General features: G+C 59.6%; 14 protein-coding genes. 8 read left to right on the top strand and 6 right to left on the bottom strand.

The genetic code is table 11. From position 1 onward, the window contains the following. The 3 genes from AC3ISI_RS10740 to AC3ISI_RS10730 form a co-directional block, all read right to left on the bottom strand. A complete protein-coding gene (locus AC3ISI_RS10740; protein ID WP_489336886.1) occupies positions 1 to 717 on the bottom strand; it encodes an alpha/beta hydrolase in 717 nt (238 codons plus the stop codon). Positions 718 to 816: 99 nt separating this feature from the next. After that, complete coding sequence (locus tag AC3ISI_RS10735) at positions 817 to 1,929, bottom strand: succinylglutamate desuccinylase/aspartoacylase family protein (RefSeq protein WP_489336885.1); 1,113 nt, start codon at positions 1,927 to 1,929, stop codon at positions 817 to 819. Between the two features lie 215 nt (positions 1,930 to 2,144). Further along, on the bottom strand, positions 2,145 to 2,924 hold the full coding sequence (locus AC3ISI_RS10730) for an ABC transporter substrate-binding protein (protein ID WP_489336884.1): 780 nt from the start codon (positions 2,922 to 2,924) through the stop codon (positions 2,145 to 2,147). Positions 2,925 to 3,168: 244 nt separating this feature from the next. On the opposite strand from AC3ISI_RS10730, the gene AC3ISI_RS10725 reads away from it, so the two are divergent. Beyond that, positions 3,169 to 3,819, top strand: coding sequence for a type 1 glutamine amidotransferase (locus AC3ISI_RS10725; protein ID WP_489336883.1), 651 nt, complete (start codon positions 3,169 to 3,171; stop codon positions 3,817 to 3,819). On the opposite strand, the gene AC3ISI_RS10720 is transcribed toward AC3ISI_RS10725, so the two are convergent. Next, positions 3,820 to 4,254 (bottom strand): rhodanese-like domain-containing protein, encoded by a 435-nt coding sequence (locus AC3ISI_RS10720; RefSeq protein ID WP_489336882.1) that lies wholly within the window; start codon positions 4,252 to 4,254, stop codon positions 3,820 to 3,822. Positions 4,255 to 4,355: 101 nt separating this feature from the next. Here AC3ISI_RS10720 and ftrA point away from each other — a divergent pair, with 101 nt between their 5' ends. Then, positions 4,356 to 5,330: a transcriptional regulator FtrA gene (gene ftrA, locus AC3ISI_RS10715; protein ID WP_489336880.1), complete on the top strand. Its 975-nt coding sequence runs from the start codon at positions 4,356 to 4,358 to the stop codon at positions 5,328 to 5,330. A 123-nt stretch (positions 5,331 to 5,453) separates the two neighbouring features. On the opposite strand, the gene cobF is transcribed toward ftrA, so the two are convergent. Then, positions 5,454 to 6,209, bottom strand: a complete 756-nt coding sequence (cobF, locus tag AC3ISI_RS10710) for a precorrin-6A synthase (deacetylating) (protein WP_489336879.1) — start codon at positions 6,207 to 6,209, stop codon at positions 5,454 to 5,456. Next, positions 6,209 to 6,781, bottom strand: a complete 573-nt coding sequence (locus tag AC3ISI_RS10705) for a histidine phosphatase family protein (RefSeq protein ID WP_489336878.1) — start codon at positions 6,779 to 6,781, stop codon at positions 6,209 to 6,211. Before AC3ISI_RS10705 ends, cobF begins: the two co-directional genes overlap by 1 nt. A 341-nt stretch (positions 6,782 to 7,122) precedes the next feature. Here AC3ISI_RS10705 and AC3ISI_RS10700 point away from each other — a divergent pair, with 341 nt between their 5' ends. The 6 genes from AC3ISI_RS10700 to AC3ISI_RS10675 all read left to right on the top strand — a co-directional run bounded on the left by AC3ISI_RS10700 (position 7,123) and on the right by AC3ISI_RS10675 (position 13,231). Continuing rightward, positions 7,123 to 7,977, top strand: coding sequence for a MurR/RpiR family transcriptional regulator (locus tag AC3ISI_RS10700; RefSeq protein ID WP_489336876.1), 855 nt, complete (start codon positions 7,123 to 7,125; stop codon positions 7,975 to 7,977). Positions 7,978 to 7,979: 2 nt separating this feature from the next. After that, complete coding sequence (locus AC3ISI_RS10695) at positions 7,980 to 8,624, top strand: cysteine hydrolase family protein (RefSeq protein WP_489336875.1); 645 nt, start codon at positions 7,980 to 7,982, stop codon at positions 8,622 to 8,624. Continuing rightward, positions 8,621 to 9,952 carry a glutamine synthetase family protein gene (locus AC3ISI_RS10690; protein ID WP_489336874.1) on the top strand — a complete coding sequence of 444 codons (1,332 nt, stop codon included), beginning with the start codon at positions 8,621 to 8,623 and terminating at the stop codon, positions 9,950 to 9,952. The genes AC3ISI_RS10695 and AC3ISI_RS10690 overlap by 4 nt, the downstream gene beginning before the upstream one ends. Further along, entirely contained in the window at positions 9,936 to 10,688 is a 753-nt protein-coding gene (locus AC3ISI_RS10685; protein ID WP_489336873.1) for an N-formylglutamate amidohydrolase, read from the top strand. The genes AC3ISI_RS10690 and AC3ISI_RS10685 overlap by 17 nt, the downstream gene beginning before the upstream one ends. 57 nt (positions 10,689 to 10,745) lie before the next feature. After that, positions 10,746 to 12,095, top strand: a complete 1,350-nt coding sequence (locus tag AC3ISI_RS10680) for an APC family permease (RefSeq protein ID WP_489336872.1) — start codon at positions 10,746 to 10,748, stop codon at positions 12,093 to 12,095. A 119-nt stretch (positions 12,096 to 12,214) separates the two neighbouring features. Further along, positions 12,215 to 13,231, top strand: coding sequence for an arginine N-succinyltransferase (locus tag AC3ISI_RS10675; protein WP_489336871.1), 1,017 nt, complete (start codon positions 12,215 to 12,217; stop codon positions 13,229 to 13,231). Positions 13,232 to 13,260 lie beyond the last annotated feature (29 nt).

Genomic DNA, 13,260 nt, shown 5'->3' with positions numbered 1-13,260 from the left:
TCAAGGGTTGAGGCGCTGCAGCCAGGCGCTCAAATCGTTGATCTCGGTTGCACTGATGGTGTGGCCGAGACCTTCGTAGCCATGAAATTCGGGCTTGAGTGAGAGTTTCTGCAACAAGCTCTGGGCGTCAGTGCCGTCCTTGTACGGCAGGATGTCATCCTCAGAGCCATGAGCAATGAAAATTGCCAGTTTCTGGAGTTTTTCATCTGGTTTCAGTTCGGATTCGAGCACCGGCAAAATCCGTCCGCTCAACGCCGCAATCCCGCCGACCGCTTCGGGATGACGCAATCCCACCTCGTAAGACATGATCGCGCCCTGGCTAAACCCCACCAGGTACACCTTCTGCGGATCGGTGTGATATTTCTTTGCGGCGCGTGCGATGAAATCCAGCAGGATCTGACCGGCGGTTTTCAAGTCATCGGTATGGCCGTTATAAGCGCCCTCGCCCTTCTGGCGAAACCACTGGTAACTGCCCTCTTCCAACGTCATTGGCGCACGCACCGACAGGTAAGTGTAGGTGGCAGGCAAATCATCCTTGATGCCGAACAGGTCCTGCTCGTTACTGCCGTACCCGTGGATGAAAATCACCAGCGGCTGATGGCTTGATTTCGCGGTGGTCTGTTCCTGGTAGTTGAGCGGCAGATCGGTTTGCAGCGGGGTTTGAGCGTGGACCGGGGCGGATGCCAGGAGCGTCAGCAGAGCGAGAAACTTCAACATAAGCCTTCCTTCACAGGGTGCAAGGTTTCCGGGGTAAGCCTAGCACTGCGAAACCTGCCGGGGGATTTGGGTGTTGCTGATGGCCTCAGGGAATCCGGATCAGTCGTTGATCAGTTTCCCAACCCGAATCGGCTCACGCCCCGCCACTTTCGCCTGCCACGTGCCCGGTTGCGTATATCGCCCGCGATCAATTGCAAACAACACACCGCTGGTCCCGGCGCGCACCGTGCTCACCCGGTCATTCAACGGGTTGACCACTTCAAACAACGCGTCGCCCTGTTCCACCCATTCACCGGCCTCGCGCAGGAAACTGACCACCCCGTGATGCGGCGCGAACAGGTACTCGGTGCCTTCGAACGGCATGCCTTCACAGCACTCGATCGGTGCCGTCGGCCAGGTGCCTTTAATGAAACCCTGCTCGTTCAGAAAGCCGAGGATAGCCTCGCAATTGGCCTGAGCCTGATCGACCCGCGTGTCGCCCATGCTGCCCAGTTCCAGGGTCGTCGCCAGATTGGCCGGGGGAATGTCGGCCTCAGGAAATGCCCGAGCCAGCCGCAGCCACGGCGAAGAGCACGACTCGTCGAACGAACTGCCGCCGGAATCTTCACACAACAACGCCACGCCGGCCTTCAACCGCGCCGCCAGGGACTGCCACTGCGGCCAGTGCTGCGGCAACGCATAGATATGAATCGCAGCATCGAAATCGCAATGCAGATCGAGGGTGATGTCGGCATCGCACGCATGGCGCAACAGCAAGCGGTGCATGGCTTCCAGCTGCGACGCCGGTGCCGCCAGACCATCGAGCACCTGGCCCATGGTCTGGCGGATCAGGGCAATGTTGGCCTGTGCATCGTTGCCCAACCGGTCGCCGATCAGCGCGGCCACGGGGGCGCTGAGCTCTACGAACGAACGGTTGAAATTCTTGCCGCTGCCCAGCTCAAAGCGGCCCATGTGGCTGCCTTGCAGGTGCTGATCGAGGCCGATCGGGTTGGCCACCGGCACCAGTTCGATCACGCCTTGCAGTTGGCCCTGGGTTTCGAGTTCGGCCAGGCGTTTCTTCAACTCCCAGGCCGTGCGCATGCCCGGCAGTTCGTCCGCATGCAGACTGGCCTGGATGTAGACCTTGCGCGTGCCCGCGCCATAACGAAATACACTGAGGGTACGTTCGGTGCCCAGGTGGCTCCAGGGCAGTGAATGGTCGATGCGTTGCATGGTGAACTCCTGATGCCTGAACGGTGAAAATCAACTGTGGAAAATCACCCTGTGGGAGCGAGCCTGCTCGCGATAGCATTCTTCCAGTCAAAAATTTTTTGCCTGACCCACCGCTATCGCGAGCAGGCTCGCTCCCACAGGGTCCTCCTCCGATAGAGAATGCACAAAAAAAATGGCAACCGCGTCAACGGATGCCATTTTTTTGCACGGCGTGATTACTCGCCGTAAACGTCAAACTTGAAGTACTTGTCCTGCACTTGCTTGTACTTGCCGTTGGCGCGGATTTCGGTGATCGCAGCGTTGAACTGGTCAGCCAGCGCGGTATCGCCCTTGCGCACCGCAATGCCGGCGCCACCACCGAAGTACTTCGGATCGTTGTACTCAGGGCCTACGAATGCGAAACCTTTACCGGCGTCGGTTTTCAGGAAACCGTCGTCCAGGTTGACCGAGTCGGCCAGCAGCGCATCAACGCGGCCAGAGACCATGTCCAGGTTGGCTTCTTGCTGGTTACCGTAGCGAACCACTACGATCCCGGCCGGAGCCAGCACTTCAGTGGCGAAGCGGTCGTGGGTACTGGCGCGCAGCACACCGACTTTCTTGCCTTTGAGATCGATCAGCGGATCCTTGACATCTGTGCCTTCCTTCATCACGAAGCGCGCCGGGGTGTGGTAGTACTTGATGGTGAAGTCGACGTTCTTTTTACGGTCGTCGGTGATGGTCATGGACGACAGGATCGCGTCGATTTTCTTCACTTTCAGTGCCGGGATCAGGCCGTCGAACTCTTGCTCGACCCACGTGCACTTCACTTTCATCTGCTCGCACAACGCATCGCCGATGTCCACGTCGAATCCGGTCAGTTTGCCGTCAGCGGTTTTCATCGAGAATGGTGGGTAACCGGCTTCGATACCGATGCGGATCGGCTTGGCGTCTTCGGCCACAGCGGTCAGGGACAACATCGACAGTGCCAGGGCACCGAACATCACTAGCTTTTTCATTTATAACTCCCGTGTGCGGAGGCTTTTATTGGCAGCTTACGATTGGCTTTCGGCCGGTGAAAACCGAAGTGGCCGGCAGTCTAGAGCGGCTGCAGACGGGCAAATTGTGTTGAAGCGACAAATACTTATAGAAAAGTGGCGGGTGCAACAGAGTCCCTTGAAGCATGCGCCTCGGCGGTGCAAAGACTGTAGGACAAGCCCTTTTTTCAGACAAAACCTACAAACAAAACGACAGAGAGTCCTGATGCCAACACTGAATCTGATCCAGCACCACCCTGCCGAAGGGCCCGGTGCGATTGCTGACTGGGCCACGTCCCGAGGCCTGACGTTGAACGTCTTTCGCGCCGACCTCGGCCAATTGCCGCCCGTCAGTGCGGCGCCGGTGATTGTGTTGGGCGGGCCTTATGAATCCAACGCCGGGCCACAGTGGCTGGAGGCGGAACGGCAGTGGCTGGCAGCTAGTCTGGATCAGGGCGCGGCGGTGTTTGCGATTTGCCTGGGGGCGCAGTTGCTGGCGTTGAGTCTGGGCGGCAAGGTGCGGCGGATGGATCGGACCGAAACCGGATGGACTAAGGTGACGTTCGTCGATGGCCAGCAGTTGAAGGTGCTGGAGTGGCACGAAGACGCGTTCGATATGCCGCCTGGAGCGCAATTGCTGGCCAGCAGTGCTCAATGCGAACAGCAGATGTATCACTTGGGACCGACTCGGGTGGGATTGCAGTTCCATCCGGAATGGAATGCCCGGTCGGTGGCGATGCTCAATGAGCACTTTGCCGAGGAATCACCGTTGCCTCGGGGTGAACAGGACAGCGCCGCTTACACCGCCGTTTATGACTGGTTGCAAGCGACGCTGGATGGGTGGTGGACCGTTTCGTCAACTATTCGCCACGGTTGATCAACATTCACACCCTATGGCAGCCGAGGCTGGCCGTTGCACCGCCACACTCAACTCAAACCCTTCATCCAGCCATCCGGTCACCCCGCCGATCATTTCCTTGACCGGGTAGCCCAGCGCCGCGAGTTTCACGGCGGCCTTGTTGGCGCCATTGCAATGCGGGCCCGCGCAATACACCACGAACACATTACTTTTCGGGTAAGCCGCCAGGCTTTCAGCGGTCAGCAACCGCCCCGGAATGTTGATCGCGCCTGGCACATGGCCGCGTTCGAACGCCAACGGACCGCGCACATCCACCAATACAAAATCCACCTCGCCGGCCTGTTGACTGCCATGGACGTCGGAACAATCGGTTTCGAAGGTCAAGCGGTTGCTGAAATGCATCAGGGCGATGGCCGAAGGGGCGGCGGGAATTTCGCGAACCAGGCTGGTCATGGTCTGTACTCCAAAGTGCGGGTGGGTGTGAGAAGACTTTATCCGCCTACCCCTTACCGCTACAGTGGCGCACAAGACACTCATCGGGAATTTTCCGCCAAATGCAGCCTAACCCTGGTTTGGTCGCGATTCTGGCCTACGACGGCCTCTGTACTTTCGAATTCGGCATTGCCGTGGAGATCTTCGGCCTGACGCGGCCAGAGTTCGACTTCCCGTGGTACGAACACCGGATTGTCGCCGTGGATCAGGGTCCGATGCGCGCCATGGGCGGGATCCAGGTGCTGGCCGATGGCGGCATGGATCTGCTCGAAAACGCCCGAACCATCATCATTCCCGGCTGGCGTGACCGCCACGCGCCAGTGCCCGAACATTTGCTCGACGCCCTGCGAAAGGCCCATGCGCGAGGCGCACGATTGCTGTCGATCTGCTCTGGCGTGTTTGTGTTGGCGGCGACCGGTTTGCTGGACGGACACGGCGCCACCACCCACTGGCGCTACACCACCGAACTGGCCGAACGTTTTCCGGACATTCTGGTGGACCCAGATGTGTTGTATGTCGATTCCGGTCAACTGATCACCTCGGCCGGCAGCGCGGCGGGCATTGATGCGTGCCTGCATCTGGTGGCGCGGGATTTCGGCACCCAAGTGGCAAACTCAGTGGCGCGACGGCTGGTAATGTCACCGCAACGCACTGGCGGCCAGGCGCAATTTATTCCGACACCGGTCAGCCCGACGCCGCGCAGCGATGTGTCACGCGTTATGCAATGGGCCCGCGAACGCTTGCACGAACCGCTGGAGGTTCGTGAACTGGCGAGAGAGGCGGCCATGAGTGAACGGACTTTTCTGCGTCGGTTTACGGAAGCCACCGGCATGCCGCCCAAAGCGTGGTTGCAGCATGAGCGACTGGCCCGGGCTCGGGAGTTGCTGGAGAGCACCCGCGACAACACGGATCAAATCGCCGAGCGCTGCGGGTATCGATCCGTGGAGAGTTTTCGCGTGGCATTTCGCGGGGTGGTGGGCGTGCCGCCATCGGTGTATCGGGAGCGGTTTGGGCGTGGAGACAAGGCTGCCATTTGAGGTGTGTTTGAGGACCCCTTCGCGGGCAAGTCGAATCGTCGCACCGCCGCTCCCACAGGGGAATGCATTTCAAATGTAGGAGCGGGCTTGCCCGCGAAGGCGTCAGCCCTGACACCGCATATATCAAGGCTTACGCAGCAGGTAGGTATCCATAATCCACCCATTCGCCAATCGAGCCGCCTTGCGCACCCGCTCAATCTCATCCGCTACATCCTTGAGCTTGCCGCTGATCAGGATTTCATCCGGCGTCCCCAAATACGCCCCCCAGTAAATCTCGGTCTCCGGATCCGCCACCTGCTGGTAGGCATCCTGCGCATCCAGCATCACCACCAGACTGTCGGCACCACTCACCTGCCCCGCCGTCAGCCGCCGCCCGGTGGTGATTTCTATCGAGCGACCAATGCGATTGAGCGGCACTTTATGCTGCGCTGCCAATGCCTGGACGCTGGTAATGCCGGGAATGACCTCAAACTCAAACACACAGCGGCCCGAAGCGAGGATCGCCTGCAATATCCTGATCGTGCTGTCGTACAGCGACGGATCGCCCCACACCAGGAAACCGGCGCACTGGTCGTCAGTCATTTCCTCGTTGATCAGTCGCTCGAAGGTCAACTGCTTGGCAAGGTTGAGGTCTTCGACACTGGTCTTGTAATCCACCTCACCGCGCTCACGCTCGGGGCTGTGGGCTTCGACGAAGTGGTAGTCGCGACCGGTAATGTAGCGCTCGCAGATCTCGCGCCGCAGGTCGATCAGTGAGTCCTTGCTCTGGCCCTTATCCATCAGGAAAAACACGTCGACGAGGTTCAGCGCCTTCACGGCCTGCATTGTGATGTAGTCAGGGTTGCCGGCGCCGATGCCGATGACCAACAGTTTTCTCATCACTGCGCTCCTTGAGCATCAGTGCCGAGCAATCGCAGGCGCCAACGTCCGGTGAACCGCAGTTCGATCGCCGACAACGGTTCAACGTCGATCTGATTGAACGCCGCGCCCTGCAGCACTTGGGTCAGCGCGGCGCGTATGACAAACGGATGAGTGATGGCAACGATATGCCCCGGTGTTGCCTCCAGCGTCTGTAACCATTGCGCCACACGCTGCCCCAATTGTGATATCGACTCACCGCCATGGGGCGTCGAGGTCGGGTCATCGAGCCAAGCCTGGAGTGCCTCGGCTTGTGATTTTTGCAAGTCATCGATGGAGACGCCATGCCACTGTCCGAAGTCGCAATCCCTCAATGCCGCGACGACTTCAACCTCATCACCAAACAATGCAGCCGTTTGTCGGGTGCGCAACTCCGGTCCGCAGAGTAAACGCGGTGTCCGTTTAAACATGTGACGACGCGAACCCTGTGCCGATCGCCAATCCATTTCCAATGGTTCATTTGTAGGAAAACACGCCAATTTCTGTGCGACGGTTCGCGCATGACAGATCAGAGTCAAACGGGTTGCTTGCACGGATGATCACCCTGCCGATGAAACAAAAAACGGCAACACGCCGCATACATTTGCCCAATTGTGCCGCAAGAAGCCCGGTTCAGGGCGTTTCGTTTTAATCTGCAAGCACGGGTGACCGATCCAGTGGATCGACGGAATTCGGCAATGTCCGACACGGCTATAGGCGATGTCCTACAAGTCATATCCACTTCCGTGTAGCCCTTGTCACACGCGGGTTGTGCCCCGTTTTGGGGCTCGAATAAATCACGAAAAAATTCACTAGACTTGTAGAGTCCGCTACACAAATACTGTTTTAGCAATTTATGAAATGAAACCGACACATCCATCCAGCAGGAGCCCGGATGCCCACCCTCAGAGACCTGATTACCGACGCTGGCCTGGAATTGACGCCGGCGGAACGCAAAGTCATACGTGCCTTGCTGGACCAGTACCCGCGTAACGGACTCGGTCCGATGTCACGTTTGGCCGAACATGCCGGTGTCAGCGATCCGACCATTGTGCGGCTGGTGAAAAAACTCGGATTCAGCGGTTATGCCGATTTCCAGGAAGCCCTGCTCAGCGACATGGACCACCGCTTGCGGTCCCCCAGCGCCCAGTTGCAACCGCGCTCCCATCTGCAAAAAGGCGATGCCTGGAGCCACTATCTGGAGGGCAGCCATCGGGCGCTGGTGGATACCCACGCGCTGACCCAACCCGAAGACATCCGAATCCTCGTCGAGTGGCTGCTCGATACGCGCCATCAGGTGCATTGCTTTGGCGGGCGCTTCAGCAGTTTCCTCGCCCACTATTTACTCAATCACCTGCGCCTGCTGCGACCCGGCTGTTTTGCCCTGGAAGACAACGCACAACTGCCGGACCGCGTGTTCGACGTGCAGCGTCAGGACGTGGTGCTGGTGTTCGACTATCGCCGCTACCAGTCGCGAACCTTGCGCCTGACCAGCGCCGTCAAGAGCCGATACGCGCGGGTGGTGCTGTTCACTGACATCTATGCTTCGCCGCTGCGAGAGATGGCGGACCTGATCATCAGTGCGCCGGTGGAATCGGTGTCGGCCTTCGACACGATGGTGCCCGCGCTGGCCCAAGTGGAAGCCTTGATTGCCTGCCTGACGTTGCGCAGCCCTGACCTCGCCGATCGCCTGGAAGGCATCGACACCCTGCGCGGCGAATTTGACACCCACCTGTTGGAGGATAAATAAGGATGTTTACGCTCCTCCATCGCTCTCCCCGGGACCTGCCGTTTACCACCCACCACACCGCGTTATTGCTGGTGGACATGCAGCGCGCCTGGCTTGAACCGCAGTTTGACTCGCACCTCAACGGGCCAAACGCCGAATATTTTTTGACCCGTGCCCACAGGCAGGTGGTGCCCAATCAACGCCGGTTGCTGGGTGCCTTTCGCAGCGCCAGGCAAAACGTGCTCCACACGATCATCGAAAGCCTCACCGCCGATGGCCGCGACCGCTCGCTGGACCACAAGCTCTCGGACATGCACGTGCCCAAGGGCAGCCCGCCTGCGCAAATCATCGAAGACCTGATGCCAACGGAAAATGAAATCGTCCTGCCGAAAACCTCCTCCGGGGCGTTCAACTCCACCAACATCGACTATGTGCTGCGCAATCTCGACACCCGGCATCTGGTCATCGCCGGTATCGTCACTGACCAATGCGTGGACTTGGCGGTGCGTGACGCCGCCGACCGCGGCTACCTGGTGACGCTGGTGGAAGATGCCTGCGCGACCTACACGCCAGAACGCCATCACGCCTGCCTGAATGCGATCAAAGGTTACTGCTGGATTACCGACACCCAGACCGTTCTCGACCGGTTGCAGGACATGCGGGCATGAGCGAACGCCTGTCACCACTGCCCATGACCACTCTCGTTACCACTGACCTGATCGGTGTGACACGCGGTCGCTCGTTTCCCACGGACGAACTCGAACACTATCTGGCAGCGGGTTGCGGCTGGGTCCCGGCCAACAGCGCATTGACGCCGCAAGGCATCATCGCCGCCACCAACCCGTGGGGCGCTTATGGCGATTTGCGACTGATCCCTGATTTAAGCAGCCGGGTGACGGTCAACAATGGCCCGGATGACTTGGCCCCGACGCTGGATTTCATTCACGGTGACCTTCGCGAAACCGATGGCCGCCCGTGGGGTGCTTGCCCGCGCACTCTGTTGCGCAATGAAGTCGAGCGATATCGGGCCGAACTGGGTTTGCAGGTCAACGCAGCGTTTGAGCACGAGTTCAACCTCAACTGCGGCGCGACGGAACATCATGCGTTCTCCCTTGAGGCCCAGCGCCAGGGCGCCCGGTTTGGCGGCTGGTTGCTCAGTGCCCTGCGTGCCGGCGGAGTCGAACCCGAAATGTTCCTGCCCGAATACGGCAAACACCAATACGAAATCACCTGTCGCCCGACGCTTGGTGCGGCCGCAGCGGATCGCGCGGTGAACGTGCGGGAAATCACCCGCGAGATCGCCCGGCAGATGAACCTGGACGTGAGCTTCGCGCCCAAGACATCCGGGCACGCGGTGTGCAATGGCGTGCACCTGCATGTCAGCCTGCTGGATTTGGTCGCTCAACCGGTGATGTATGACCCTGACACCGCCAACGGCCTATCGCCCCTCGGCCAACACTGGACCGCCGGCATCCTGCATTACTTGCCTGCACTCTGTGCGTTGACGGCGCCGACGCCGGTGTCCTACGAACGATTGCAGCCGCATCACTGGAGTGCGTCCTACGCCTGCCTTGGCCAACGCAACCGTGAAGCGGCGCTGCGGATCTGCCCGACCGTGAGCCTGGGCGGTAAATCCGTGGCGGCGCAATACAACGTGGAGTTTCGCGCCCTCGATGCCACTGCCTCGCCACACCTGGCAATGGCAGCCCTGCTGATCGCCGGACGACTGGGCATCGAGCAGCGCCTGACTTTAAACGCGATCACCGATGAAGTCCCCGACGCCCTCAACGAAGAGCAACGCCAGGCCCGCGGCATCGTCGCCCTGCCCACGTCCCTTGCCCAAGCGCTGGATTGCCTGCGCCACAGCGAAGCACTGATCGAAGCTTTGCCGAATGCATTACTGGACACCTATTTCGCCCTTAAATCCGAGGAGCTGAAGCTGATGGAACAGCTCTCGCCCGCCGAACTCTGTGAGCACTATGCACGCCTGTACTGAATCTTCTGAACTCGGACTTTTCACCGAGCCGGCCTTCACCTTGAGCCGCGACACCAGCGAGCACCCGCTGATTCTGGTGTGCGAACACGCCAGCCGCTTTATCCCGGCCGCACTCAATGGCCTGGGCCTTGACCACGCAGCGGCCCGCGAGCATATCGCCTGGGATATCGGCGCTCTGGCGCTGGCGCAGGGTTTGTCCAATGCGCTGGGGGCGACGTTGCTGGCGGCCAATTATTCGCGATTGCTGATTGACCTCAATCGCCCGCTACACGCTCCGGACAGTATTGCGATCCAGAGTGAGATCTATCCGATTCCCGGCAACCGGGATCTGGACGAGGCCACTCGCGAGTACCGGCGGCGATGCCTGTTCACACCGTTTCATTCGCAGCTGCAAACCTTGATCGACGAACGTCTCGCACAAGGCCGGCCGGTGCGGCTGGTCGGCATTCACAGCTTCACCCCTGTTTACCACGGCCAACCCCGAACGCTGGAAGCCGGAGTGCTGTTTGGCAACGCCCAGGACTATGCCCAACGATTGATCGATGGTTTGAACCAACACCCTTTGAAGGTCGCCGCCAATGAGCCGTACAAAATCAACCCGCTGGGCGACATGACCGTGCCCGTGCACGGCGACGCGCGTGGGTTGGAGGCGGTGCTGATCGAGGTGCGCAACGACTTGTTGCGCACGCCTGAAAACGTCAGTCGCTGGACCGACTACCTGGCACCGCTGTTGTAAGCCGATAGTTTCAAACTGGCAGCCAGTCGCTGCTTACACCTCAAGGAGAAGGGTCTCATGGACATTGAGAAATTTGGCTACAAGCAAGAATTGAAACGCAGCCTGACACTGACCGATCTGGTGGTGTACGGGATGATTTTCATGATCCCCATCGCGCCCTTTGGCGTATTCGGCTATGTCAATGCAGAGGCACCGGGCATGGTGCCGTTGGCCTATATCATCGGCATGGTTGCGATGCTGTTCACGGCCCTCAGTTACGGCAGCATGGCCCGGGCTTTTCCGGTTGCAGGCTCGGTTTATTCCTACGCACAACGGGGCCTCAACCCCCATGTCGGGTTTATCGCCGGCTGGCTGATGTTGCTCGATTACCTGCTGATTCCACCGCTGCTCTACGTTTATGCGGCGATGGCGCTGAATCACCTTTACCCGGACATCCCGAAAGTCGGTTTCATCCTCGCGTTTTTGGTGAGTGCGACCTGTGTGAACCTGCGGGGCATTACCTTCACCGCACGCATGAATATCGTGTTTCTGCTCGCGCAACTGGTGGTGCTGGGGATCTTCCTGTTCTACGCGTGGAGCGCGCTGCACAACGGCGGCGGTAACGGTCAGCTGACGCTAGCGCCACTGTACAACCCCGAGACCTTCAATTTCGCCCTGCTGATGCAAGCGGTGTCGATTGCCGTGCTGTCGTTCCTGGGGTTCGATGCGATTTCCACCCTCGCCGAAGAAATCAAGGGGGACCCGGGCCGCAGCGTCGGCAAGGCTGCGTTGATCACCCTGCTGGTGATGGGCGCTATTTTTGTCGTGCAGACCTGGCTTGCCACGGATCTCGCCGCCGGCATGGGCTTCAAGTCCGCCGACACTGCATTCTATGAAATCGCCGACATCGCCGCTGGCAGTTGGCTGGCCAACCTGACCGCCGTGGCCACGGCCCTGGCCTGGGGGGTGGCGGTGGCAATCACTTCGCAAGCGGCGGTATCGCGCCTGTTGTTCGGCATGGCCCGAGACGGCAAACTGCCAAAAGTGCTGGCCAGGGTTCACCCTAAACACAACACCCCGTACCTGAGCATTTACCTGGTGGCGGTGCTATCACTGGTGATCTGCTATCTGTTTATCAATTCGGTGGACACCCTCACTTCGCTGGTGAACTTCGGCGCGTTGAGCGGTTTCATGTTGCTGCACCTGACAGTCATTAACTACTACTGGCGTCGGCAGAAGTCCGGCCAGGTTATCCGGCATCTGATCTGCCCGTCGATTGGCTTTATCATCGTCGCGGCAATCATGTACAACATGGGGGTTGATGCACAAAAACTGGGCCTGCTCTGGATTGCGTTGGGGCTGGTCTATCTGTTTTTCCTCAACAAACCGGGCGCCAGTACAGTGCTGTCCGACCCGAGCAATGGCTGACAAGAAAAAGGGCGGCGTCTGACAACAAATCAGGCAGTCGCTACTTTCACGCGTGGAACCCGACAGTGATAGTCAGGTTCGGTGCACTACACCGAGCCCTTTGATACAGGAGTGCAGCCATGCTGGTCTTACGCCCAGTCGAGTTAACCGACCTGCCCCAGCTACAACAACTGGCACGCGACAGCCTGCTAGGCGTCACGTCGTTGCCGGACGACACCGAGCGCCTGCGCAGCAGAATTGTCGATTCCTGCGCCTCATTCGAAAAAGACGTTGAGGAACATGGCCCGGAGAACTATTTCTTCGTGCTTGAGGACCTGACGGCCCGACGCCTGGTCGGGTGCTCGGAAATCCTGGCCACCGCCGGTTTCAACGAGCCGTTCTACAGCTTGCGCAACCGCCACTTCACCAGCGCCTCCCGGGAGCTGAACATCGAACATGGCGTTCCGGCACTGTCGTTATGCCAGGACCTCAACGGTCACACCTTGCTGCGCGGCTTTCACATCGACATCCCGCTGGTGCGCACTGCGTTTTCGGAGTTGCTGTCACGGGCGCGGCTGCTGTTCATCGGCGCCCATTCGCAGCGATTCGCCGAAGCGGTGATCACCGAAATCGTCGGCTACAGCAGCGACGACGGGCAATCGCCGTTCTGGGATGCGCTGGGTAAACACTTTTTCGACCTGCCTTATGCCGAGGCCGAACGACTGTGCGGCCTGGAAACCCGGACCTTCCTCGCCGAACTGATGCCGCAGTACCCGATCTACGTGCCGATGCTGCCCCAGGCGGCGCAGGACTGTATTGGCCGGATTCACCCCGACGGCCAGGAGGCCTTCGATATTCTTGAGCGCGAAGGGTTTGAAACCAACAGTTACATCGATCTGTTCGACGGCGGCCCGACCCTGTATGCACGCACCTCGAACGTCCTCTCCATCATCCAAAGCGTAGTCGGCACAGTACAGACGGCCTCGTCTATCGATGCGCGTGGTCGCTACCTGGTCAGCAACGACGCACTCAAGGGCTATCGCGCCATCGTCGCCGAACTGGATGTTCAAACCGGGCAACCGGTGGGGTTGAGCGCCGACATGTGTGTAGCCCTGAACGTGACCGATGGCAGCCCGATCCGGCTGATCGCCCTGTGAGCACCACCCGGCCCCGCGCCCAACGACAG

This window comes from Pseudomonas sp. GL_139_B (assembly GCF_057834475.1).
The sequence above is the reverse complement of the archived record's forward strand: the minus strand, read 5'-3'. Positions and strand labels throughout refer to the sequence as shown.